The organism is Solibacillus sp. CAU 1738 (assembly GCF_039888725.1).
Taxonomy (GTDB): Bacteria; Bacillota; Bacilli; order Bacillales_A; family Planococcaceae; genus Metasolibacillus.
Genome location: NZ_JBDQQN010000002.1, coordinates 737,439 through 760,927, shown reverse-complemented (window position 1 = coordinate 760,927; position 23,489 = coordinate 737,439). Strand labels below are relative to the sequence as shown.

Sequence of the window (23,489 nt, the reverse complement as noted above, 5' to 3'; positions counted from 1 at the left end):
AATGACTTCGATTGTATTCATGGGAACGCCTGCTTTTTCTGCACCAATTTTACGAATGTTACATGAAGAAGGCTATCATATTTTAGCTGTAGTAACGCAGCCAGACCGTCCAGTTGGTCGCAAAAAAGTATTAACACCCCCACCTGTAAAAGAGGAAGCGGTTCGATTAGGCTTACATGTCATCCAGCCTGAAAAGCTACGCGGATCTGCAGAGCTTGATGAGATATTAGCGTTAAATCCAGATTTAGTCATTACAGCTGCATTCGGTCAAATATTGCCGAAAGAATTGCTTGAGGCACCTCGCCTAGGCTGTATTAACGTACATGCTTCATTATTACCACTTTATCGTGGTGGTGCGCCAATTCACCAAGCGATTATTGATGGGCAAGCAACAACAGGCGTAACTATTATGTATATGGCTGAAAAACTAGACGCAGGGGATATTATATCACAGCAAGAAATTGCAATTGAAGATACGGATCATACAGGTAGTATGTTTGATAAATTAAGCGATGTTGGTCGAGAGCTCTTAAAGGATACATTACCTTCTATTATTGCGGGCACAAATGAGCGCATTGTACAAGACGAATCAAAAGTAACATATGCACGCAATATTAGTCGTGAACAGGAGCGTATTAACTGGCAACAAGATGCTCGAACAATTTATAATCAAGTGCGTGGTTTACACCCTTGGCCAGTGGCTTATACGACTTTTGATGAAGGTATCTTTAAAATTTGGTGGGCACAAATTGGCACAACTGCAAATAATGCAACACCGGGTGAAGTTGTGGCGATTGCGAAAGACTATTTTGAAATAGCAACAGGTGAAGGTGGTAGTCTCGCTGTATTAGACTTGCAACCAGCAGGCAAAAAGCGTATGTCTGCTAATGAATACTTACGTGGTACAGGGTCAAAATTACAGATTGGGGACCGTTTTGAATGAGTAAAAAAAAGCAACAAATTTGGGATGGAAATGTGCGGGATGCGGCATTAACTATCCTATTAACGGTAGATAAAAGCCAGGCGTATAGCAATCTTTTATTACACCAAACGATTGAAAAGTATAAAATTGAAGCAAAGGACCGTGCACTTTTAACTGAAATTACGTACGGTACACTACAACATAAATTAACGCTAGATTATTACTTAGAGCCATTTATCCGTGGGAAAGTCGATATTTGGGTACGTTGGTTACTACGTTTATCGCTCTATCAAATGCATTATTTAACACGTATTCCGCCGCATGCTGCCGTGAATGAAGCAGTAGAAATTGCGAAGCGTCGTGGACATCAAGGCATTGCATCGATGGTCAATGGCATCCTGCGTTCAATTTTACGAGAAGGTGTTCGCTCTACAGACGACATCGAGAATGATATAGAACGTCTATCAATAGCAACAAGCCATCCACAATGGTTAGTTGAGCGTTGGGTAGAATCGTATGGTTATGAAAAAACGAGTGACATGTTACAAGAAAATAATGTGCCTCCACTACAAACTGTGCGCGTTAATACAACGAAAGCAACTCCTGCCGAAGTCCTTACTACGCTAGAACGAGAAGGAGTAAAAGCGCAGCAAAGTGAATATCTGCCAGAATGTTTATATTTAACAAACGGTCAAGCAGCGCGTACTGCGGCATTTAGGCACGGGCTTATTACGATTCAAGATGAAAGCTCAATGCTTCCTGCAAATGTGCTAAATCCACAACCTGGCATGCGCGTCTTAGATATGTGTGCAGCACCAGGAGGGAAAACTACACATTTAGCAGAAAAAATGCAAAATGAAGGTCAAATTTTAGCGATGGATTTGCATCCTCATAAATTAGATTTAATAGATGAAAATACTGCGCGTTTAGGCATTGAAATTGTCCAAACAGCACCTCTTGATGGACGTAAAGCAGCTGACTTTTTACAAAAGGAAAGCTTTGACGCAGTATTAGTCGATGCACCGTGCTCTGGTTTAGGTGTTATGCGCCGTAAGCCAGATATTAAATATACGAAGCGTGAGGAAGATTTAGCTAGCCTTCAAACAATCCAACTTGCCATATTAAATAATGCTGTACAAGTGTTAAAACCAGGTGGTCGTCTCGTGTACAGTACGTGTACAGTTGACAAAAATGAAAACGAAGGTACTGTAAAAGCCTTTTTAGCGGCGCATCCTATAATGGAAGCGGTAGCGCTTGAAAATTTACCAAAACAACTAGATGGACAGCAACATGATGGAATGCTTCAAGTGTTCCCACAAGACATTGGTAGTGACGGATTTTTTGTTGCTGCCTTCGTAAAAAAGGAGAAATAAAATAACTAATGGATCAACAACAATTCGATGAACGTATTTTAGACTTAGTCGAGGAAGCAGAAGAAAAACCTGCCCGCCGTGTGAAAAAAGAAAAGCCACAATTAAAAGAATCAATTTATTCATTACGACCAGATGAATTAGAAAATTGGCTAAAGGAGAATGGTGAAAAGCCATTCCGTGCTGGCCAAATTTACGAGTGGTTATATGAAAAGCGTGTAAAAACGTTTGAAGAAATGTCAAACTTATCGAAAGCATTACGTGAAAAGTTAGCGGAAAATTTTGCTTTAACAACGCTATCTACAATTATTAAACAAGAATCAAAAGATGGTACAATCAAGTTTTTATTCCAATTACAAGATGGCTATTCTATTGAAACAGTATTAATGCGTCATGAATATGGTAATTCCGTTTGTGTAACGACACAAGTAGGCTGCCGTATTGGATGTACGTTCTGTGCCTCTACTTTAGGTGGTTTAAAGCGTCATTTAATGGCCGGTGAAATTGTTGAGCAAGTTGTTAAAGTACAACAAACGCTTGATGAAGTAGGGGAACGTGTAAGCTCAATCGTCATTATGGGTATTGGTGAACCATTTGATAACTATGATGCGATGATGAACTTCTTAAAAATTATTAACAATGAAAAAGGATTAAATATTGGGGCACGTCATATTACTGTATCGACTTCTGGTATTGTCCCTAAAATTTATCAATTTGCAGATGAGCAATTACAAATTAACTTTGCGGTGTCATTACATGCGCCAAATCAAGAGGCTCGCCAAAAGTTAATGCCGATTGCGCGTGCCTATAAAATTGAAGAATTATTAGAAGCTGTTCGTTACTATACTAAGAAAACAGGGCGTCGTGTAAGCTTTGAGTATGGTTTAATGTCTGGTGAAAACGATTCTGTTGAGATTGCAGAAGAATTAGCGCAATTAATTAAAGGGATTAAATGTCACGTTAATTTAATTCCTGTGAACTATGTACCAGAACGTGATTATGTTCGTACATCACGTAGCAAAATTTTCGCCTTTGAAAAAACATTAAAAAAGAATGGTATTAACGTAACGATTCGTCGTGAACAAGGTGCTGATATTGATGCAGCATGCGGTCAATTACGTGCAAAAGAGAGATCACAAGAAACTAAGTAGGTGGAAAATTTGAACTTTACAGTCGAAAGTGATGTTGGATTGAAGCGTACAGTAAATGAAGATCGGGTAGCTTTTTGTGAGCGGCCCGATTCCTTTAAGCTTGCGATTTTAGCGGATGGCATGGGTGGTCATAATGCTGGAGATGTGGCAAGCGAAATGACAATTACTGCATTACAGCAGTATTTTTTACAAGCAGAAGCAACTGCTTTTTCGACTCTAGAAACGAAACAGCAGTGGCTACATAACGTAGTAACACAAATCAACCATGAAATATATCGCTATTCTTTATCACATGAAGGCTGTCAAGGGATGGGCACAACGCTAATCGCCGTTTTGATTGATAATGCGAGCTGTATTATTAGTCATGTTGGCGATAGCCGAGTGTATCACTTTACTAACGATATAGGTGAGCTAGTTACAAGAGATCATTCATATGTGAATATTTTAGTTGATAGCGGTGAAATTAGTGAAGAAGAGGCACAACACCATCCGAAGAAAAACTATATTTTAAAAGCGCTCGGTACAGAAGCATCGATTGAGCCGGATTTTTACAAAATAACATTACAAGAAGATTCATATTTACTCATTTGTTCTGATGGGCTAAGTAATAAAATATCGTTACATGAAATGGCCGCAATGATTACATTGCCATTGCCATTAGAAACTAAAGGGAAAAAATTAGTGCAGCTTGCTAATGATTTTGGCGGTGAAGACAATATTTCCCTCGTATTACTAACGATGAAAGATGAGGAGGTGTAAGGATGATCATAGGCAAAAGAATTAGTGATCGCTATAAGATTATCGCGCTTATTGGTGGCGGGGGCATGTCAAATGTATATTTAGCGCATGACATGATATTAAATCGAGATGTTGCCATTAAAATTTTGCGTTACGATTTTACGAATGAAGAAGAATTACATCGCCGTTTTCAGCGTGAGGCACTTTCTGCCACAAGCCTTACACATCCAAATATCGTAAGTATTTATGATGTCGGTGAAGACGGCAATATGCATTATATCGTAATGGAATATATTGAAGGCAAAACATTAAAGCAATACATACAAGAGTTTTCGCCTTTATCGCCTGCGCGTAGTGTGCATATTATGAAGCAGCTAACTTCAGCAATAGCTCATGCCCATGAAAACGGTATTATCCACCGTGATATTAAGCCACAAAATATTCTTGTTGACTTAGATGGTAATGTTAAAATTACAGATTTTGGAATCGCTACAACGCTAAGTGCAACTAGTTATACACAGACAAATTCTGTTATGGGTACTGTACATTATTTATCTCCAGAGCAAGCGCGCGGTGGGACAGCGACGAATAAATCGGATGTTTATTCATTAGGCATTGTTTTTTATGAACTATTAACCGGTGAATTGCCATTTTCAGGTGAATCAGCTGTTGCGATTGCGCTAAAGCATTTGCAGGCGGAAACACCATCCGTTCGTGCGTTCGATGGTTCGATTCCACAGAGTGTGGAAAATGTCGTCTTAAAGGCGACAGCAAAAGATCCTAATCATCGCTATCAAACTGCCGAAGAGATGGAAATGGATTTAGCCTCTGCACTATCTGCAAATCGTGTAAATGAAGCAAAATTTGCACCACAATTAGATGATGGTGCTACGAAAGTTATGCCAATAATTAAAGATAAGAAAGCTGTGCATGACCTAGCAGAAACGAAAAAGATAGACACTGTTAAAAAACAGCCTAAGCAACCTGTACAGCAATCTGCAAATAACAAGAAAAAAAAGAAATGGCCGTTAGTTTTAGGGATTTTGTTAGCTCTTGTAGCGGTTATCGTTATTGTAGCAATCGTTTTAACGCCTTCCAAAAACGAAGTTCCAGCTGTAACGAATTATACTATCGAAGAAGCGGAGATAGCCCTTAAAAAGGCGGGATTTGTCGTTGGCCAAATTGACGAGCGCTATAATGAGGAGATTGAAGAAGGAAAAGTTATTGAAACGGATCCTAAAGCAGGTTTGATGCGCGTCAAAGGAACAGAAATTAATTTGATTGTTAGCCTTGGCAATGAAACATCTGTAATGGATGATTACGTTGGTAGCTCTATTACACAAATAAGACCGATGCTTGCCCCTCTATTTGCCGACATTATTGAAGAAGAAGTATATGATGATTTGCCAGCTGGAACGATTATAAGGCAAGAACCTGCAGCTGGAGAGGAAATTGTCGTTAAAAATACAACGATTCGTTTTACGGTAAGTAAAGGGAAGCATTATGAAAAAGTAGATGATTTAATAGGCTATACACCATCCCAGATTTCAGAATATGCAAACAACAAAGGCTTCGTATTGAAGGAAGTACAAAAAGTCCCTTCTGAAACAATTGCTGTTGGAGGTGTAGTATCACACAATCCGAAAAAAGGCGATTTACTTGAAGTAGGCGGTACACTCGAGATTACCGTTTCAAGTGGTCCGCGAGCAAAACCAGTTAAACTGTATACTAAGCTAGTTGAGATTCCTTACATGCCACTTGAGGAAGGCGCAAAACAAGTTGTACGTATTTTCATTCAAGACAAAAACCATACGATGGCAGAACCGGTTGAGGAAATAGCAATTACAGAAACGACATCTTATCGAATTGAACTAACTATTTCCGAAGGTGAAATTGGTGCATATCGTATCGAGCGGGATGCAGTTGTTATTGATGAGAAAACAATTAATTATGACGATTTGTAAAAAGAAAAGCCTAGCAGTAAGGGGATTATGTTACCAGCTGCTTGAAAATTATAGTTAAACAAAAGGGGGTATTTGATGGCGCAAGGCCAAATCCGCAAAGCATTAAGTGGATATTATTATGTATATCAAGATGGTGGGCTCATTCAATGCCGTGGTCGCGGCGTATTCCGTAACCGCGGTGAATCACCACTTGTTGGCGATATAGTCGATTATACAAAGGAAGGCGAGTCAGACGGCTATGTAATGAAAATTTATCCGCGAAAAAACGAGCTTGTTCGTCCGCCAATCGCGAATATAGACCAAGCGATTTTGGTTTTTTCAGTGAAAGAGCCGGCATTTAATACGATTTTACTTGATCGCTTTTTAGTCGTGTTAGAATCCTTTTCCGTACAACCAATTTTATGCTTAACGAAAATGGATTTATTAACAGATGAAGAAAATGAGCAGTTAAAGCCATATATTGATGATTATCAAAAAATCGGCTATACCGTTTTGACGACATATAAAGATGATGCATCATTAGTTCAAAGACTATCACCGATACTTGAAAATAAAGTGAGTGTATTAGCAGGACAGTCTGGTGTTGGCAAATCGACGTTGCTAAACACGTTAATTCCAGCATTAGATTTAAAAACGGATGCTATTTCGCAAAGCTTAGGACGTGGGAAACATACAACGCGTCACGTAGAATTAATCGAAGTTTGCGGTGGCTTATTAGCTGACACACCTGGATTTAGTTCGTTTGAATTTGAAACGATTGAAAAGGAAGAATTAACAGCTTGTTTCCCAGAATTTTTACGGCTAAGTGAGGGTTGTAAGTTCCGAGGCTGCCTTCATACGAAGGAGCCGAAGTGTGCAGTAAAAGAAGCGCTTGAAACGGGAGAAATTCGTCCGTATCGCTATGAGCATTACGAACAAATTTTACAAGAAATTATGGATCGAAAGCCGAGGTACTAAATATGATTAAAATTGCTCCATCTATTTTAGCTGCAAACTTTGCAAAGCTAGGAGAAGAAGTAAAAGAAGTTGAGGCTGCAGGCGCAGAATTGATTCACATTGATGTAATGGACGGGCATTTCGTACCGAATATTTCATTCGGTGCGATAGTGCTAGATGCAATTCGCCCACTAACTACATTACCTTTAGATGTACATTTAATGATTGAAAACCCAGATCAATATATCGAGCAGTTTGCGAAAGCGGGAGCGAATTATATTACAGTTCATGTAGAAGCTTGTCGTCACTTACACCGTACGATTCAATTAATTCGCTCATACGGTGTAAAACCGGGTGTTGTTCTTAATCCGCATACACCGATTGAGTCGATTCAGCATATTTTAGAAGATATCGATATGGTACTATTTATGACGGTTAACCCAGGTTTCGGTGGGCAAAAATTCATTGATTCTGTCGTACCAAAAGTAGCCGCTTTATCAAATATTATTAAAGAACGTAATTTAAATATTGATATCGAAATCGATGGTGGGATAACTGCCGAAACAATTATCCCATGTGCAAAAGCCGGTGCGAATATATTTGTAGCTGGCTCTGCAATTTACAATAAGGAAGACCGTGCAGCAGCGCTTCAAGAAATTAAAGCGGCTGGTGAAGCGGCTTACGTGAAATGATTGCCATTATTTGTTCAGGCGGACCGAGCGATGAGCTTTGTTCGTTTGAACGTTTTTTAAATCAAGAGCAAATTGTATTCATCGGCGCTGATCGTGGAGCATATCATTTATTAGAACGAGGAATTGTCCCAGATGCAATTGTTGGTGATTTTGATTCTGTAAGTAAGGAGGAGTGGCGGGAGATTAGTGCTGCTGTTACACATGTTGAATCTTATAAAGCAGAAAAAGATGAAACCGATACGGATCTAGCACTATTAAAGGCGCTAACTTACAAACCTAAAAAAATCATAATAACTGGTGTAACAGGTGGACGATTAGATCATTATGAAGCTGTTATGCGAACAGTTTGCTTATTCCAGCAAACATATTCGGAAATACAATTTGAGATAATGAATAATCGGAACTGCCTGCAATTTTTACATCCAGGGACGCATCATTTAGAGCGTGATATTAACTATCCATATGTATCTTTTTTTGCTTATGGTGAGGCTGTACATGCGGTTACGTTGCGCGGAGTGAAGTATGAAACGACAAATGAAACAATTAATTTATGGACGTCTCGTTTTACAAGTAATGAAATTATAGAGAAGGCGCATATCACCTTTGAATCGGGCATATGTTTAATGATAAGAAGTGCGGATTAAGGGGGAGCAAATGTGAAAGTATATACTTTTCAATTACCAAAGTTTCTAAGTAGTATGACGCGTGCATGTATGAAATTATTTAGAAGAGAGAAAAAAGCGTAGAAGCCGCCAGCGTTTGTTGGTGGTTTTTTTTGTCTTTGAACAGTGAAAAGGGAATATCGTTACTTAAACATTTGGAATCTGTAGTGCACATTCATGTATATAGTAAAAATTAAAAAAACATCGATTCATAGAGGAATCGATGCCTTTTATTTCGCGATTAAACGCGTTCAATTTTACCTGATTTTAATGCACGAGCAGAAACCCATACACGCTTTGGCTTGCCGTCAACTAGGATACGAACCTTTTGAAGGTTAGCCCCCCAAGTACGTTTGTTAGCGTTCATTGCGTGAGAACGGTTGTTTCCTGTACGAGCTTTACGGCCAGTAATAACACATTGTTTTGGCATGTAAATTCCCTCCTTACAGATGAATCTGAAAGCAATATATTTCAGTTCGATATTTCACATACCATAATAATTTAACATAGTCTCTATTTGAGTGCAAGACATTTCGCACAACCTTTCAAGAAAAAAACCTTTACACACTTCTTTCGTATAATAACTAATAGTAATTAAAAAATAGTAAAGAATACTTTGTAGATAGAAGGTTAAAAATGATTATTAATTACAAAATTATTGAGGGAATTAAGTTAGTAACGAATTTTCCAATTTCTGCATAGAAATCGATTTAAACGGAAAGCGCACGCAAACCGGACAAGGCCGCACGCAACAAGACCAAAAGCGCACGCAGCGTGAAAGAAACCGCACAGTCAGCCGGAAATCACGTGCAAACGATGGAAAAACAAAAATAACGAGATTATCCAACGCTTTATTTGAGTTGTTTTATCATAATGGGTGTTATTCTTTTTGGATCGTTGTAGACGAATACGAACGTTTTCTTTTATAATCATTGTTTGTGTAGTACAATAGATATTAGTCAAAAAGAGCCAAGGGGGCATATGTATGTCAGTAGAATTGAACAATGAATTCGGCCAAATTGATATTTCGAACGATGTGATTGCACAAGTTGCTGGTGGAGCAGCGATCGAATGCTACGGTATTGTCGGCATGGCGAGCAAACACCAAGTTCGTGACGGTTTAACAGATATTTTACGCAAAGAAAACTTCGCAAAAGGCGTTCTAATTCGACAAGAAGAGGAAGACCTACATATTGATATGTATATCATTGTTAGCTATGGTACGAAAATTTCTGAAGTAGCTTACCAAGTTCAATCAAAAGTAAAATATACAGTAAATAAAACATTAGGTATGAGCGTTAAGTCGGTTAATATTTTTGTGCAAGGCGTTCGTGTTACGAATGTGTAAGAGGAGGAAACGAATCCGATGAAGTCTTTAGACGGAATTAAATTTGCAGAAATGGTCCAAATGGGTGCGCATCATCTATACCAAAATGCAAATTATGTAGATTCATTAAACGTATTTCCAGTGCCAGATGGTGATACAGGGACAAATATGAACTTGTCCATGACATCAGGTGCAAAGGAAACAGAAGTGCAGGCGCAAGCACATATCGGAAAAACAGCGCAAAGCTTATCAAAAGGTTTACTAATGGGCGCGCGTGGTAACTCGGGCGTTATTTTATCGCAATTATTCCGAGGTTTTGGAAAAGCGATTGAAAAACAAGAAACAATCGACGCAAAAGGGTTAGCAAATGCCTTCCAAGCCGGTGTAGATACAGCATATAAAGCCGTAATGAAGCCAGTTGAAGGAACAATTTTAACGGTTGCTCGTGAAGCAGCGGCAAAAGGTGTTGAAGTTGCGGAAACTGAAGACAATATGATTGCTGTGATGGAAGCATTTGTTGCAGAAGCGAAAGCGTCATTAAATCGTACACCAGACTTACTTCCTGTGTTAAAAGAAGTAGGTGTAGTAGATAGTGGTGGACAAGGCTTACTATTCGTTTATGAAGGTTTCCTTGCGTCTATGAAAGGTGAGCCACTGCCGCAGAAAAATGAATCCTCATTAGATGATTTAATTAATGCAGAACATCACCGTGTTCAAGATTTCATGAATACAGAAGATATCGAATTTGGTTATTGTACAGAAATAATGGTTCGCTTTGAAGCAGATAAAGAGCCATTCGATGAAGAACAATTCCGCCAAGAATTAAATCCGATGGGTGATTCATTACTAGTTATTTCTGACGACGAAATTGCAAAAGTACATATCCACTCGGAAACTCCAGGTGCTGTACTTGCTGCAGGTCAAAAATATGGAAGTTTAATAAAAATAAAAGTCGATAATATGCGTGAACAACATTCTGCGATTGTCAATGAAACACCAGCAAACCAAGTGAAAAAAGCTGAGAGACATCCGTATGCAGTAGTAACAATCGCAATGGGCGAAGGTGTTGCCAATCTTTTACGTTCAATCGGTGCTTCTTATGTTATTGAAGGTGGACAAACAATGAACCCTTCAACTGAAGATATCGTGAAAGCTGTAAAAGAAATTGGTGCAGAGCGTGTGCTTATTTTACCGAATAATAAAAATATCATTATGGCAGCAGAACAAGCGGTTGAACTGTTAGATATCGAAGCAGCTGTTGTACCGACGAAAACAATTCCTCAAGGGATGGCAGCGATACTAGCATTCAATCCAGAAGCAAGTGTCTCGGATAACAAGGAAGCTATGACAGACGGTTATGCTCATGTGAAGACGGGTCAAGTAACATTTGCTGTTCGTGATACGTCAATTGATGGTGTTGAGATTCGTAAAGACGAGTTTATGGGATTATCTGAAGGGAAAATTATCGTATCTACACCAGCGATGATGGATGCAGCGCAAGCGGTAATAAATAATCTTGTTGATGAAGATGCAGAAATCATTACGGTTATTTACGGTGAAGATGCAACATCTAAAGATGCACAAGCTCTAGCAAGCTTTATTGAAGAAAATTATCCGGATGCTGAAGTTGAAATCGTAGAAGGTAAACAGGCGTTATATCCGTTCATTTTATCAGTGGAGTAATTAGACTAGGCCATTGATAAGCGATTTCAAAAAATATTGAGATATAATTAATCTATATTTGATAATATATGTAGGTAAAGTCGGAACATTGACTTTGTTAGGAGTTATCTCGCGTGTGCGAGGTAGCTCCTTTTCATGCTTTTATAGCGTAAATTGAAGAGAAGTTTGTATATTTTGTGTCGAAGTGTTTGTTCTGATACACTCATCTTAAAAGGAGATTACGATAATAGGAGGGGACAGTATGAAATTTACTTCAGTGTTTGACATAATAGGTCCAGTCATGATTGGTCCTTCATCTTCCCATACAGCAGGGGCTGCTCGAATTGGGCGTGCTGCAAGGGATTTATTTGGTCGTCAGCCAAAATGGGCAAAAATCCATTTATATGGCTCGTTCGCAGAAACATATCGAGGTCATGGCACTGATGTAGCGGTTGTTGGTGGTTTACTTAATTACGATACGTTTGATGAACGCATTAAAACAGCTTTTGAGGATGCAGACAAAGCAGGACTAATATATGAATTTATTCCGGAGCAGGCAAATAAGGAGCATCCGAATACCGCGCGAATTGTCATGGGGGATGACGATGGTGAAATGAGTGTCGAAGGTATTTCAATCGGTGGAGGCAAAATTGAAATTAGTGAAGTAAACGGCTTTAAGTTGCGTTTAACAGGTGGGATGCCGGCCATTTTAGTTGTTCATGATGATCGGGCTGGATGTATAGCTAATGTTGCAAATTGCTTAGCGATGCATAATGTGAATATCGGACATATGGAAGTGTCTCGCATTGAGCGAGGCTTAACAGCGCTTATGGTAATTGAAGTCGATCAAAATATAGATGAACGTATTTTACAGCAAATTTCGTATATTCCTCATATAACGAAAGTATCGAAAATAAACAACTAAGGGGCGGGCAATATGGACGTGTTATTTCAAAATGTACGTGAATTAGTAGAGCGTGCAGAATCTGAACAAAAGCTTATTTCAGAACTAATGATTGAGCAAGAAATCGCAATGAGCGGTCGTTCGCGTGATGAAATTATGGCGCAAATGGACCGCAATTTAACGGTAATGGAAGAGGCGGTAGAACGCGGTCTTCGAGGAGTACAATCTGTCACAGGTTTAACAGGTGGAGATGCAGTGCTATTACAAAAATATATTGCAACGGGTAATTCTTTATCTGGTGAACTATTATTAGATGCGGTGAGTAAAGCTGTAGCAACAAACGAAGTAAATGCGGCAATGGGTACGATTTGTGCAACGCCAACAGCTGGTTCTGCTGGTGTTGTGCCAGGTACGCTTTTTGCTGTGCAAAACAAATTAAAGCCGACACGTGAACAAATGATTCGTTTCTTATTTACATCTGGAGCATTCGGCTTTGTTGTAGCAAATAATGCATCTATTTCTGGTGCAGCAGGTGGCTGTCAAGCGGAAGTGGGTTCTGCTGCGGGGATGGCTGCGGCTGCCATTGTTGAAATGGCAGGTGGAACACCACAGCAATGTGCAGAAGGTTTTGCGATAACTTTAAAAAATATGCTTGGCCTTGTTTGTGACCCTGTTGCAGGATTAGTAGAAGTTCCTTGCGTAAAACGCAATGCTATGGGCGCTGCTAATGCACTCGTTGCAGCAGATATGGCGTTGGCTGGAATTACTAGTCGTATACCTTGTGACGAAGTAATCGGTGCGATGTATCGAATTGGCCAAGCTATGAGCCCGAACTTGAAAGAAACGGCACGAGGAGGACTTGCGGCAACGCCTACAGGTAAAGCGTTGGCTGCGAAAATTTTTGGAGGAGCTGTCTTGCAAGGTGAATAATTGCACGGAGCCGGTGACTACATTAAAAGGCATCGGAAAAGAAACAGCTGAACATCTACAAGCGCTCGGTATCGAAACTATTGGAGACTTAATTTGGACCTTTCCGTATCGTCACGAAGATTTCCGCTTGAAAGATTTAGCTGAAACACCACATAATGAACGAGTCACAATTGAGGCACTAGTAGAATCGATGCCTTCTGCTGTTTTTTTAGGGAAAAACAAGCAACGATTAACGGTGACAGTGAGAGCGGGACGTCATTTAGTAAAAGTCGTCTTTTTTAATCAGAATTATTTGCGTCAAAAATTAACACCTGGTGCTATTATTACCGTGACAGGGAAATGGGACCGAGGTCGTCAAGTTATTATCGGTTCTTCTGTAACATTTGGTCCGAAAACGGAGCAAGTAGATTTTGAACCAGTGTATAGTTTGCGAGGTAATATACAACAAAAGCGCTTCCGCAAATATATGCGTCAAGCGCTTGATGCGGTTGACGATATTGTTGATCCGTTACCGCTCTTAATGCGCGAGGATTACAAGTTGCTAGAAGTGAAAGATGCGTTAGAAGGTGTCCATTTCCCGAAAGATGCCAATCATGCCAAGCAGGCACGTCGACGATTCGTTTATGAGGAGCTACTAGAATTTCAACTACGTATACAAGCGTTACGGAAGGCGCGTAAAGATTCAGAGCAAGGTCTTTCTATTGCTTATGATGTAGCGAAAGTTCGTGCGTTTATCGAGACGCTACCATATGAGCTAACAAATGCTCAAAAAAGAGTAGTAAATGAAATTAGTAAAGATTTAAAGCAACCTCATCGTATGAATCGTTTATTGCAAGGGGATGTAGGGTCGGGTAAAACAGTTGTCGCAGCTATAGGATTATATTCTGCTGTAACAGCTGGCTATCAAGGGGCTCTAATGGCACCAACTGAAATTTTAGCAGAGCAGCATGCACAGTCGCTACAAGCATGGTTTGAACCAATTGGTGTACGTGTCGGTTTGCTTTCGGGTTCAACAAAATCAAAAGCGCGTCGGATATTACTGGAGCAATTAGCTGCAGGAGAAATCGATATATTAATTGGTACACATGCACTTATTCAGCCGGATGTCATATTTAAAAAGCTAGGCTTTGTTATTACTGATGAGCAACATCGTTTTGGAGTAGAACAGCGCCGTATTCTTAGGGATAAAGGGGAAAATCCGGATGTACTTTTTATGACAGCAACGCCAATTCCACGTACGCTAGCGATAACGGCGTTCGGTGAAATGGACGTATCGATTATTGATGAGCTGCCAGCTGGTCGGAAAGAAATCGAAACTCACTGGATGAAGAAGGAACAGCTTGGTAGTGTACTCGGTAAAATGGAATCCGAATTGAAAGCGGGTCGTCAAGCTTATGTTATTTGTCCACTCATTGAAGAGTCAGATAAGCTTGATGTGCAAAATGCAGTAGAAGCATACGAGCATTTAGTGCAATATTTCCACGGTCGCTTTCGCGTAGGGTTAATGCACGGTCGACTGCATCCGGATGAGAAGGATGCTGTAATGCGCGCATTTAGCGTTGGTGAGATTGATATTTTAGTATCAACGACAGTTGTAGAAGTTGGGGTAAATGTACCGAACGCAACGTTTATGACGATTTATGATGCAGAACGCTTTGGCTTGGCGCAGCTTCATCAGTTGCGTGGGCGTGTTGGTCGTGGTGAGCATCAGTCGTATTGTGTATTAATTGCTGATCCAAAGTCTGATGAAGGAAAAGAGCGTATGATGTCCATGACTGAAACGAATGATGGCTTCCGCCTAGCCGAAAAGGACTTAGAGCTACGAGGTCCAGGTGATTTCTTTGGTAAAAAGCAAAGCGGTTTACCGGAATTCAAAATGGCGGATCTTGTCCATGATTACCGCGCCTTGGATGTAGCGAGAAGAGATGCGGTACGCCTAGTAGAAGATCCTGCTTTTTGGCATGATGATGAATACTTGCCTTTACGTAATATGCTAGAGAAATCGGGTGTATTGGAAGGCGAACGTATAGATTAATTAAAAAGGAACACAACAATTATGAAAAATTGTTGCGTTCTTTTTTTTCTAACTGTATACTGGTATTAGTACCAAGTTCTAATACTAAATGAGAGGTGACGAGTGAAAATGAAACGTACAAAAAAGGAACGCCAGCGGTTACTGATTGAAACAATTACAGATAACCCATTCGTCACAGATGATCAGTTAGCAGCCGAGTTTGGTGTCAGTGTGCAAACGATTCGCTTAGACAGGATGGAGTTAGCAATTCCGGAACTGCGTGAACGTATAAAAGATGTAGCTGCAAAAAATTATGAAAATGAAGTGAAAGCTTTACCGCTCGATGAAGTAATTGGCGAAATTATTGATATTGAACTAGATAAACGAGCTTTATCGATATTTGATGTGAAAGAAGAGCATGTATTCCAGCGTAACGGTATTGCGAGAGGACATCATTTATTTGCACAAGCAAATTCTCTTGCTGTTGCAGTCATTAATGATGACTTAGCGCTAACTGTAAAATCCAATGTAGTCTTTGTGAAGCCTGTAAAAGCAGGGGATAGAGTAGTTACAAAAGCGGTTGTACGCGGACAAAATAATGATAAAAATCGTACATATATCGATGTTCATTCTACGGTAGATAATGAAGTTGTTTTTAAAGGTGAATTTGAGATGTTTCGTACGAAAGGTGTAGGTGAAACAAAGTGAAGATAGCAGTTGATGGTATGGGTGGAGATAATGCCCCACAAGCAATCGTGGAAGGTGTATTACTTGCACTTGAAGAATTTCCGGATATTAACATCCAATTATACGGTCAGCAAGAAAAGATGGCGCCGTTTTTAAAACAACATCCACGACTTGATGTCATTCATTGTACAGAAGTAGTTGAAGGGGAAGACGATCCGGCACGTGCGGTTCGTCGTAAAAAGGATTCTTCGATGACACGCATGCTAGAAGCTGTTGCGGAAGGTAAAGCGGATGCTTGTTTGTCAGCAGGAAATACAGGTGCCTTAATGGCGGGTGGTTTATTTAAAGTTGGCCGTATTGAAGGAGTTGCACGACCAGCACTAGCGACGACATTGCCAACAATCGATGGTAAAGGCTTCTTAATGCTTGATTTAGGGGCGAATGCCGATGCGAAGCCTGAAAATCTTCAACAGTATGCAATCATGGGCGATATTTATGTGAAAAAGGTACGTGGTTATTCAGCGCCACGTGTAGGGCTTCTGAATATCGGTACCGAAGATAAAAAAGGTAATGAGCTTACGAAAGCGGCATTTGATTTATTTAAAGAGTCTAATTTCAATTTTGAAGGTAATGTTGAAGCGCGTGAACTGTTAAATGGGGTAGCGGATGTCGTGGTGACAGATGGCTTCACAGGTAATATGGTTTTAAAATCAATCGAAGGAACAGCAGGCGCGCTGTTTTCAATGTTAAAAGAAGCGTTTATGGCTTCGACAAAATCAAAAGTTGCAGCTGTATTAGTAAAAAGTGATTTAAAAGTATTAAAAACGAAAATGGACTATACAGAATACGGTGGAGCAGCTTTATTTGGCTTGCAAGCACCAGTTATTAAAGCGCATGGTTCATCTAATGCCAAAGCTATATACAGTGCGATTAAACAGGCGCGTACAATGGTTGAGCATGATGTTTGTGCAACAATTAAAGAAACAATTGCTCAGTAATATTAAGGGGATTCACAAAGGGGAACTAACTATGACGAAAATAGCTTTTATTTTTCCAGGGCAAGGCTCGCAACTAGTAGGGATGGGTGCGGAATTTGTCGCTACAACTGAAGAAAGTAAAGCGTTTTATGAGCGAGCTGACGAAGTGCTTGGCTTTTCATTATCGGATTTAATGTTAAATGGTCCGCAAGAGGAGCTAACACTAACGTATCATGCACAGCCGGCACTGCTAACAACAGGTGTGATGGTGGCTAGTAAATTAATGCAAGCTGGCATTCAACCTCACTACACAGCAGGTCATTCATTAGGGGAGTACAGCGCATTTGTCGTATCAGGGGTGATGACATTTGATGACGCTGTAGCAACTGTTCACAAACGTGGTTTATATATGGACGAAGCAGTACCAGCAGGACAAGGAGCAATGGCTGCGATTTTAGGGATGGAATCACAAAATTTGCAAGCTGTTTGTGAAGACGTAACGGCACAAGGGGACACGGTACAACTTGCAAACTTAAATTGTCCAGGACAAATCGTTATTTCAGGTACAAAAGAAGGCGTAGAAAAAGCGTGTGTGGCAGCGAAAGAAGCTGGTGCAAAACGTGCAATTCCGCTAGTAGTAAGTGGGCCATTCCATTCGACATTAATGCAGCAGGCTGCCGGGAAATTAGCAGATGCAATTGAACAAATAGCTATTCAAACACCAGATATTCCGGTTATTAGTAATGTAACTTCCGCTGAGTTACAAGATGTAGAGGTAATAAAAAAAGAAATGGTCGATCAAGTTGTCAGCCCTGTATTATGGGAGCAAAATGTTCGGACGTTGCTTGATTTAGGTGTAACGGTATTTATTGAATGCGGACCGGGGAAAGTATTATCAGGTTTAGTGAAAAAAATTGATCGCACTGTAGAAGTACATTGCGTATATGACGAGGCTTCGCTGCAAGCATTACTTGAAGCGTCAAAGGGGTGGACACAATGAGTTTAATAAACAAAACAGCTGTTGTGACAGGAGCATCACGAGGTATTGGGCGAGCAATTGCACTAGAACTAGCAAAGCAAGGTGCGAAAATCGTTGTCAATTATAGCGGTAGTGAGGAACGTGCATTACTTGTAGTTGGAGAAATTAAAGCTGCTGGTGGCGAAGCAATCGCAGTACAGGCAAATGTCGCAGATGTTGATTCTGTCACAAAGCTAATGAATACGGCACTTGAAACTTTCGGTTCTATTGATATTTTAGTAAATAATGCAGGCATTACGCGTGATAATTTGCTTATGCGTATGAAGGAAGACGAGTGGGACGATGTGTTAAATACGAATTTAAAAGGCGTATTTTTATGTACGAAAGCAGTCACTCGTCAAATGATGAAGCAGCGTTCAGGGCGTATTATTAATATTTCGTCAATCGTAGGTGTTGCTGGTAATGCTGGTCAAGCAAATTATGTGGCGGCAAAAGCAGGCGTTATTGGATTGACAAAAACGACTGCAAAAGAGCTAGCGAGTCGAAATATTTTAGTAAACGCAATTGCGCCAGGCTTTATTACGACGGAAATGACGGATGAATTACCTGCCGATCTAAAGCAAGGAATGTTATCTCAAATTCCGTTAGCAAAGCTTGGTCAGCCAGAAGATATTGCACAGGCTGTAGCCTTTTTTGCATCCGACGCATCGAGTTATATTACAGGTCAAACATTGCATATTGATGGTGGTATGGTTATGTAAAACTTGTTGCTCGCAGCTACACATGATAATTTGTATAGTTATTTGAGGGGAGGTGACCGATTTGTCTACAGTTATAGAGCGTGTATCAAAAGTAATCGTTGATCGTTTAGGCGTTGACGAAAGCGAAGTGAAAGCAGAAGCTTCTTTCCGTGATGACTTAGGTGCGGACTCATTAGACGTAGTTGAGCTAGTAATGGAATTAGAAGACGAGTTCGATATGGAAATTTCTGATGAAGATGCTGAAAAAATTGCAACAGTTGGCGATGCGATCAGTTATATTGAGAGCAAAATTAGCTAATTAATAGGAGGCACGTTTCATGCGACGACTTTGAGCGCTAGAAACGTTGCCTCTTTTCGATTCTTGTAAAAAGGTCATAAAAGCTATCGCGATAAAATATTTAATATAACACCTTTGAAAAAACGAGTATTACATTGTACACTTAACGATAGAAACTACTAGGAAGGCAGATTGTCCATGACGATAAGAAAAAAAGGAAATAACCAGAAAGTAGGCATATTACCAGAAAAGGTACGAAGCCAATTTCAAACTTTACAAAATGAATTGAATATTCAATTCGACAACACTACTTTATTATATCAAGCATTTACGCATTCATCTTATGTGAATGAACATCGTCGCAAACTATTTACGGACAACGAACGCTTAGAATTTTTAGGAGATGCTGTATTGGAATTATCCGTCTCCAAATATTTATTCGAGAAATTTTCGCAAATGAGTGAAGGAGAACTAACGAAGCTCCGTGCGTCGATTGTTTGTGAACCATCACTTGTAATTTTTGCAAATGAACTTCAATTTGGTCAGTACGTATTACTAGGTAAAGGTGAGGAGCTTACAGGTGGTCGTGAACGTCCAGCCTTACTTGCGGACGTATTCGAATCATTTGTCGGCGCTTTGTATTTAGATCAAGGTTTAGCAAAAGTTGTAGAATTTTTAGAGCGTATCGTATTCCCGAAAGTAGAGACCGGTGCTTTTTCGCATGTGATGGATTTCAAAAGCCAACTGCAGGAAATGGTTCAACAGTCTAACAACGGCTTATTGCATTATGAGATTGTCGATGAAAAAGGCCCAGCGCATAATCGTACTTTCGTTTCGCGTGTATTATTAAACGATTTAGAGCTTGGTTTAGGACGTGGGAAATCAAAGAAAGAGGCTGAACAACAAGCTGCGCAAAGTGCCATGGTTATGTTGAAGAAGCAGGTGCAGGAGGAGGAATAGTATGTTCCTAAAGCGACTTGAAGTGATTGGCTTCAAATCATTTGCAGAGCGTATCGGTATAGATTTTGTTCCTGGTGTAACGGCTGTAGTTGGCCCGAACGGAAGTGGCAAAAGTAATGTAACCGATGCGATCCGGTGGGTATTAGGTGAACAGTCTGCGAAGTCGTTACGCGGGGCTAAAATGGAAGATGTTATTTTTGCTGGCAGTGACTCTCGAAAGCCATTGAACTTTGCAGAAGTGACGTTAATTTTAGATAATGAAGATGAACGAATAGCTGTTCCTTACACGGAAATTAGTGTAACGAGACGTGTGTATCGTTCAGGTGATAGCGAATATTTGCTGAATAACCAGCAATGTCGCCTGAAGGATATTACGGACTTGTTTATGGATTCTGGCTTAGGCAAAGAAGCATTTTCTATAATTTCACAAGGGCGTGTTGACGAAATTTTAAACAGCCGTCCAGATGATCGCCGCCTCATTTTTGAGGAAGCGGCAGGCGTCTTGAAATATAAATTGCGCAAGAAAAAAGCCGAGTATAAACTCGTTGAAACAGATGATAATTTGCACCGCGTGTTAGATATTTTACATGAATTAGATAGCCGCTTAGAGCCGCTGCAAATACAAGCTTCTAGCGCAAAAGATTATGTGCGTATGACGACAGAGTTAAAAGATTATGATATCGCACTTATTGCACATGATTTGACTAGCTGCTATGAAACGTTAAAAAAAATAGATGCAGAGCATGAAACATTGTTGCAAACTGAACAACAGAAGGCAGCAGAAATTGCCGGCGTAGAAAAGCAATTACGTACTATTCGTACGCGGTTAAACGAAATTGACAATGTGCTAGATCAATCTGGGGAAGAATTAGTAGAAGCAAGTACAGAAGTAGAGCGCTGGGAAGGTAGAAAAGCGCTTGTTAATGAAAAGCGTTTAAACGCTGAAAAGCATTTGCAACAATTGCAAGCTTCACTAGATGAGGCGCGTGGCGAGGAGCAAGAACTCGAACAAGCTGAAAACGAAAAAAAGCAACAATTTGAAGAAAAGCAAAAAGAAGTCCAACAATTAAAGCTAGCGATTAAACAGTTAGAACAGTCATTGACACGTTCTGCTTCAGAAATTGAAGCAGACATTGAGCAATCGAAAAATAAATATATTGATTTATTAAATGAAGAAGCAACAGTTAAAAATGAGCTAAAACATATTGAACAGCAATTAACCCAGCAAAAAGAAACGGCTGCTCGGATGACTGATCGTTCGGAAGAAGTAACAAAAGAGCTGGAACAAGTGTTGTCGTTAAAACAAACAACTGTCGCTTTACTCGAAAAAGTAGAGGCTGACATTGCGGATACATTATCTCAATATGATGTAATGCAACTGCAACTAAAAACAAAAACTATACAATTTGATGAAAAGCAAGAGCTATTATATAAAGCGTATCAGCATCATCAGCAATTAAAGGCGCGTAAAGAAACATTAGCAGAGCTTGAAGCGGATTTCTCAGGCTTCTTCCAAGGCGTAAAAGAAGTGTTACTTGCGCGAGATAAAGGTGAATTAACAGGTATTGAAGGTGCAGTTGCGGAGCTTATTCAAGTTAATGGCGAGTACTCGCAAGCAATTGAGACAGCTTTAGGTGCCGCTTCACAGCATATTGTGACTGAAAACGAGAGACAAGCACAGCAGGCAATTGGCTGGTTAAAGCAAAAACGTGCGGGACGAGCTACTTTCTTACCGAAATCAGTTATGAAATCGCGTAAATTATTCCCTGCTCAGCTTGCACAAGCTTCGGAGCATCCTGCATTTGTCGCACTTGCATATGAACTTGTACAATTTGATGAATCTAACCGTACGATCGTGGAAAATTTACTAGGCAATGTTTTAGTAGCGAAAAATTTAGAAGGTGCTAGTCAAATTGCGCGTTTATGCGGTTTTAAATTCCGTGTTGTTACACTTGAAGGAGATATAATCAATGCAGGTGGATCATTAACTGGTGGTGCCTTAAAGCAACAGTCATCACTTTTTACGCGTAAAGCTGAACTAGATACACTAACTGCCAAAATTGTCGAAATGGAAACATCTATTTCTGCAGCTGAAAAAACTGTGGCAACCCAAAAAGAACAAATTGCGACACTTCGCAATGATTTAGAAAAACTGAAGCTAATTGGTGATGATTTGCGAACACAACAGCAAATTCATCGTGCCAAAATGCTAGAGATTGAAATGACAGAGAAAAGCTTGCAACAAACCGCAACGATTGCGACATCCGAGCAATCTTCTGTGACATCACGGGAAGAAATATTAGCTGTACAAAAAAACGAAGCTATTACACGTTTACAAGAGCTTGCAACAGAGCTCGCAGCAATTAATGCCCAAGTTGAACAGCTAACAGAAGCGAAAGTTTACGGGGAAACTCAAAAAGATGTATTGCGTGAGCAGTCTGCGCAAAAACGTTCGGCACTTGCTGTAGCGGTGGAGCAATTAACACAAGTTCAAATTACAACTGCTGAAATAGCGTTAAAGCGTTCGAAATTACAACTAACTATTCAAAATATTTCCCAAGAAATAAATTGGTTACTATCTGATGAAGGTACAGGACCGTCTTTGGAGGAAATCAATCTAGCTGTGGAAAACTGGACATTGAAAAAAACAGCTTTATCAGAGACGATTCAACAACAGCGTGAGTCGCGTTCTGCACAGCAACAGCAAATGACGACGTTAGAAGAAAGCTTGCAAGAACTTTCTCGTGTACATAAAGGTTATGTTGATGCATTACGTACACTAGAGCTGAAACGAAACCGTACACAATTTGAGTTAGAATCTCTTGAAACACAACTAGAAGAACAATATGAATTGGAATATGGAGAAGCAAAGGCTAGCGCCATCTCTATTGAAGATGTAGAGCAAGTCCGTCGTAAAGTTCGCTTACTGAAACAATCGATTGAAGAGCTTGGACCAGTCAATTTAACAGCGATTGAAGAATATGATCGAGTACAAGAGCGTCACGTATTCTTAACAGAACAGCGGAGTGATTTATTAACTGCGCAGGAGACACTACAAGAAGCAATAAAAGAAATGGATGAAGAAATGACTGCACGTTTTTCGGAGACGTTTGCGATGGTGCGTGCGCAGTTTAAAGTTGTTTTCAGAGAACTATTTGGCGGGGGTCAAGCAGATTTAGTGCTTGTTGACCCGGAAAATATACTAGATACAGGCATTGAAATTGTGGCACAACCACCAGGGAAAAAACTGCAAAATTTAAGTCTCTTATCAGGTGGAGAGCGAGCATTAACAGCAATTGCTCTATTATTTGCTATTTTAAATACGCGCCCTATCCCATTCTGTATTCTTGATGAAGTCGAGGCGGCTTTAGATGAATCCAACGTTGTACGCTATAGTCAATACTTAAAGAAATTTAGCGAAGAGACGCAGTTCATCGTCATTACACATAGAAAAGGGACGATGGAAGGGGCCGACGTATTATATGGTATTACGATGCAAGAATCGGGTGTTTCGAAGCTTGTATCTGTAAAACTGGAAGAAGATGCTGTACTAGTTTGACAAAGGAGCGTAAAAAT

The 23,489-nt window shown here is 40.0% G+C and carries 22 protein-coding genes; 21 read left to right on the top strand and 1 reads right to left on the bottom strand.

Annotated elements, in window-relative coordinates; genetic code table 11:
* The first annotated feature begins 1 nt into the window (after position 1).
* From fmt to spoVM, 9 genes are all read left to right on the top strand, one after another.
* Complete coding sequence (fmt, locus tag AAFN87_RS08985) at positions 2–943, top strand: methionyl-tRNA formyltransferase (RefSeq protein ID WP_347790705.1); 942 nt, start codon at positions 2–4, stop codon at positions 941–943.
* Positions 940–2,295: a 16S rRNA (cytosine(967)-C(5))-methyltransferase RsmB gene (gene rsmB / locus AAFN87_RS08980; RefSeq protein WP_347790704.1), complete on the top strand. Its 1,356-nt coding sequence runs from the start codon at positions 940–942 to the stop codon at positions 2,293–2,295. Before fmt ends, rsmB begins: the two co-directional genes overlap by 4 nt.
* Positions 2,296–2,303: 8 nt before the next feature.
* Positions 2,304–3,443 (top strand): dual-specificity RNA methyltransferase RlmN, encoded by a 1,140-nt coding sequence (gene rlmN, locus AAFN87_RS08975; RefSeq protein ID WP_347790703.1) that lies wholly within the window; start codon positions 2,304–2,306, stop codon positions 3,441–3,443.
* Positions 3,444–3,452: 9 nt separating this feature from the next.
* Complete coding sequence (locus AAFN87_RS08970) at positions 3,453–4,202, top strand: Stp1/IreP family PP2C-type Ser/Thr phosphatase (protein WP_347790702.1); 750 nt, start codon at positions 3,453–3,455, stop codon at positions 4,200–4,202.
* 2 nt (positions 4,203–4,204) lie between these two features.
* Positions 4,205–6,145, top strand: coding sequence for a Stk1 family PASTA domain-containing Ser/Thr kinase (pknB, locus tag AAFN87_RS08965; protein ID WP_347790701.1), 1,941 nt, complete (start codon positions 4,205–4,207; stop codon positions 6,143–6,145).
* A gap of 75 nt (positions 6,146–6,220) precedes the next feature.
* On the top strand, positions 6,221–7,102 hold the full coding sequence (rsgA, locus tag AAFN87_RS08960; protein ID WP_347790700.1) for a ribosome small subunit-dependent GTPase A: 882 nt from the start codon (positions 6,221–6,223) through the stop codon (positions 7,100–7,102).
* A gap of 2 nt (positions 7,103–7,104) precedes the next feature.
* Entirely contained in the window at positions 7,105–7,773 is a 669-nt protein-coding gene (gene rpe, locus AAFN87_RS08955) for a ribulose-phosphate 3-epimerase (protein ID WP_347790699.1), read from the top strand.
* On the top strand, positions 7,770–8,417 hold the full coding sequence (locus tag AAFN87_RS08950) for a thiamine diphosphokinase (protein WP_347790698.1): 648 nt from the start codon (positions 7,770–7,772) through the stop codon (positions 8,415–8,417). The genes rpe and AAFN87_RS08950 overlap by 4 nt, the downstream gene beginning before the upstream one ends.
* A gap of 12 nt (positions 8,418–8,429) precedes the next feature.
* Positions 8,430–8,519, top strand: a complete 90-nt coding sequence (gene spoVM / locus AAFN87_RS08945) for a stage V sporulation protein SpoVM (protein ID WP_347790697.1) — start codon at positions 8,430–8,432, stop codon at positions 8,517–8,519.
* Positions 8,520–8,676: 157 nt separating this feature from the next.
* On the opposite strand, the gene rpmB is transcribed toward spoVM, so the two are convergent.
* Complete coding sequence (gene rpmB, locus AAFN87_RS08940; RefSeq protein ID WP_004227417.1) at positions 8,677–8,865, bottom strand: 50S ribosomal protein L28; 189 nt, start codon at positions 8,863–8,865, stop codon at positions 8,677–8,679.
* 555 nt (positions 8,866–9,420) lie between these two features.
* On the opposite strand from rpmB, the gene AAFN87_RS08935 reads away from it, so the two are divergent.
* From AAFN87_RS08935 to smc, 12 genes are all read left to right on the top strand, one after another.
* Positions 9,421–9,783 (top strand): Asp23/Gls24 family envelope stress response protein, encoded by a 363-nt coding sequence (locus AAFN87_RS08935; RefSeq protein WP_347790696.1) that lies wholly within the window; start codon positions 9,421–9,423, stop codon positions 9,781–9,783.
* An 18-nt stretch (positions 9,784–9,801) separates the two neighbouring features.
* On the top strand, positions 9,802–11,445 hold the full coding sequence (locus AAFN87_RS08930; RefSeq protein WP_347790695.1) for a DAK2 domain-containing protein: 1,644 nt from the start codon (positions 9,802–9,804) through the stop codon (positions 11,443–11,445).
* Between the two features lie 241 nt (positions 11,446–11,686).
* On the top strand, positions 11,687–12,349 hold the full coding sequence (sdaAB, locus tag AAFN87_RS08925) for an L-serine ammonia-lyase, iron-sulfur-dependent subunit beta (protein ID WP_347790694.1): 663 nt from the start codon (positions 11,687–11,689) through the stop codon (positions 12,347–12,349).
* A gap of 12 nt (positions 12,350–12,361) precedes the next feature.
* On the top strand, positions 12,362–13,258 hold the full coding sequence (sdaAA, locus tag AAFN87_RS08920; protein WP_347790693.1) for an L-serine ammonia-lyase, iron-sulfur-dependent, subunit alpha: 897 nt from the start codon (positions 12,362–12,364) through the stop codon (positions 13,256–13,258).
* Positions 13,251–15,293 (top strand): ATP-dependent DNA helicase RecG, encoded by a 2,043-nt coding sequence (recG, locus tag AAFN87_RS08915; RefSeq protein ID WP_347790692.1) that lies wholly within the window; start codon positions 13,251–13,253, stop codon positions 15,291–15,293. Before sdaAA ends, recG begins: the two co-directional genes overlap by 8 nt.
* 108 nt (positions 15,294–15,401) lie before the next feature.
* Positions 15,402–15,980, top strand: a complete 579-nt coding sequence (gene fapR, locus AAFN87_RS08910; protein WP_347790691.1) for a transcription factor FapR — start codon at positions 15,402–15,404, stop codon at positions 15,978–15,980.
* Entirely contained in the window at positions 15,977–16,957 is a 981-nt protein-coding gene (gene plsX, locus AAFN87_RS08905; RefSeq protein WP_347790690.1) for a phosphate acyltransferase PlsX, read from the top strand. The genes fapR and plsX overlap by 4 nt, the downstream gene beginning before the upstream one ends.
* 31 nt (positions 16,958–16,988) lie before the next feature.
* Positions 16,989–17,936: an ACP S-malonyltransferase gene (fabD, locus tag AAFN87_RS08900; RefSeq protein WP_347790689.1), complete on the top strand. Its 948-nt coding sequence runs from the start codon at positions 16,989–16,991 to the stop codon at positions 17,934–17,936.
* Positions 17,933–18,676, top strand: a complete 744-nt coding sequence (gene fabG / locus AAFN87_RS08895; RefSeq protein ID WP_347790688.1) for a 3-oxoacyl-[acyl-carrier-protein] reductase — start codon at positions 17,933–17,935, stop codon at positions 18,674–18,676. Before fabD ends, fabG begins: the two co-directional genes overlap by 4 nt.
* Before the next feature lie 61 nt (positions 18,677–18,737).
* Entirely contained in the window at positions 18,738–18,974 is a 237-nt protein-coding gene (gene acpP / locus AAFN87_RS08890) for an acyl carrier protein (RefSeq protein WP_347790687.1), read from the top strand.
* A gap of 177 nt (positions 18,975–19,151) precedes the next feature.
* Complete coding sequence (gene rnc, locus AAFN87_RS08885; RefSeq protein WP_347790686.1) at positions 19,152–19,913, top strand: ribonuclease III; 762 nt, start codon at positions 19,152–19,154, stop codon at positions 19,911–19,913.
* 1 nt (position 19,914) lies between these two features.
* Positions 19,915–23,472 carry a chromosome segregation protein SMC gene (gene smc / locus AAFN87_RS08880; RefSeq protein ID WP_347790685.1) on the top strand — a complete coding sequence of 1,186 codons (3,558 nt, stop codon included), beginning with the start codon at positions 19,915–19,917 and terminating at the stop codon, positions 23,470–23,472.
* Positions 23,473–23,489: the final 17 nt, after the last annotated feature.